This is a genomic window from Candidatus Saccharimonadales bacterium (genome assembly GCA_036397795.1).
Classification (GTDB): domain Bacteria; phylum Patescibacteriota; class Saccharimonadia; order Saccharimonadales; family DASWIF01; genus DASWIF01.
The window spans coordinates 1-1,877 of sequence record DASWIF010000025.1 but is presented as its reverse complement, the minus strand read 5'-3'; the positions used below and the strand labels follow the sequence as shown (position 1 = coordinate 1,877).

The following is a 1,877-nucleotide window of genomic DNA, read 5'->3' as shown; positions in this document are numbered from 1 at the left end:
CGCGGGTCAGCCAGCTAAACATGGAAGCCGTGACCGAAACGGAATTCTTGGCCCCAACCCCGGTGGCCGGTCTTCGCTAGGCTTTCTGCCACCCATTCTTTTTGAGAGAATGTAAACATTTGCGGTTTTAGTCATGCGGAATGTTGCGTCAGGACAACAACTTTTTGAGCACTCCCGGATTTTGGTTTTAGCCAGCCTCTTTTTTTTATTTGGGGCGATAATAGCCTTTCGACTTTTCCAGCTGCAAGTGGTGCAGCATCACGCGTACGCGAGTTTGGCCAGCGCGTCGCAGGAAGTATACCGTGATTTATTTCCGGAACGGGGGTCAATGTATGTTCGCGATGGAAGCTCGCTTTTTCCGGTCGTGACAAACCGTGAATTCTACCAAGTCTACGCTGAGCCGAATAAAATTCAGAATGTCAGCAGTGTGATTGACGCGATTGTGCCGGTTCTGGGATTAACCGATGAAGAGTGGCATGCTTTGGTTCCAAAATTGAGTGTGCCCGACGATCCGTATGAGCCGATTAAGAGCAAGGTTTCGAAAGAAAACGTTGATCGGCTGAGTGAGCTTGCGATTCCCGGGATAGGGTTCGCGCCGGAAACCTACCGTTACTATCCGGACAAAAGTTTGGGCGGACATATTTTTGGGTTTCTGGGCGTCCGCAACGATGAAAAAGTCGGTCAGTACGGCTTGGAAGGATATTTTAATCAACAACTGGCCGGCACCACCGGCGAGGCTCGTTCGTTTAAAGACGCGCTCGGCGCGCTAATTACGGTTGTCCCAAGAAGCATTCGCGAAGCTCAGGACGGCGATGACCTGGTTTTAACGATTGACCGTCAAATTCAGTTTCAAGCCTGTGCCAAGCTCAAACAGTTTTTTGACTCGTATCAGGCCGAAAGCGGCACCGTGATTATAATGCATCCAAAGACCGGCGCGATTTTGGCCATGTGCAGCCTGCCGGACTTTGACCCGGAACATTACAGCCAGGTTGAAAATATTAACGTCTTTAACAATCCGGCCACGTTTCAGGCATACGAGCCGGGTTCGGTTTTTAAAACATTGACCATGGCCGCGGCTTTGGATCGCGAAAAAATTACGCCCGAGACAACCTACGAAGACACCGGCGAACTTAAGGTTGGGCAGTATACCATCAGAAATTTTGACCTCCAGGCTTATGGTACCCAGACTATGACTCAGGCGCTGGCCAAGTCTCTCAATCTGGGAGCAATGCACGCGGCCGAGCAAATTGGACGCGTGAGTTTTGAGCGTTATATTAAAGCCTTTGGCTTTGGAGAGCGAACCGGCATTGAACTTGACAGCGAGTCGCCGGGGAATATTAGCAATTTATCCAAGCCGGGTGATATTTTTTACCTGACCGGTTCATACGGATATAGCATTACGGCCACGCCAATTCAGCTGGCCGCGGCCTACGCCGCGATCGCGAACAACGGCCTGCTGATTAAACCACATGTTGTGGCCGAGCGGATTGACCAAAATGGCAACAAGTATCCGACCGAACAAGAAACAATCCGGCAAGTAATCAGCCGCAAAACCGCGACCATTTTAACCGGCATGCTAACAGAGGTGGTTGAAAGTAGTTATGATAAAAAGGCTCGCGTGCCAGGCTATTACATGGCGGCAAAAACCGGGACGGCTCGTATTCCAAGCGGCGGTGGTTACAGCAATGAAACAGTTCATACAATTGTCGGGTATGGGCCGGTAACTAATCCTGAGTTTGTCATTTTGGTTAAAATAGACAAAATCAAAAACGGTCCGGTTTATGCTTCAGACAGCGTTGGGCCACTGTTTAGCCAAATTGCCAAGTTTCTGGTAAGCTACCTCGAACTCCCGCCGGACTATTAGGCTATCGTTTTGA

At 49.9% G+C, this 1,877-nt stretch carries 1 protein-coding gene; it reads left to right on the top strand.

Annotated features, from left to right (window positions below):
• The first annotated feature begins 133 nt into the window (after positions 1 to 133).
• The gene (locus VGA08_01600) at positions 134 to 1,864 is read left to right on the top strand and encodes a penicillin-binding protein 2 (GenBank protein HEX9679289.1); all 1,731 of its coding nucleotides are present in this window, start codon (positions 134 to 136) and stop codon (positions 1,862 to 1,864) included.
• Positions 1,865 to 1,877: the final 13 nt, after the last annotated feature.

What these genes read in the sequence shown, in the direction of transcription:
- VGA08_01600 (HEX9679289.1), top strand. Translation starts at nt 134, where the DNA reads ATGCGGAATGTTGCGTCAGGACAACAACTTTTTGAGCACTCCCGGATT.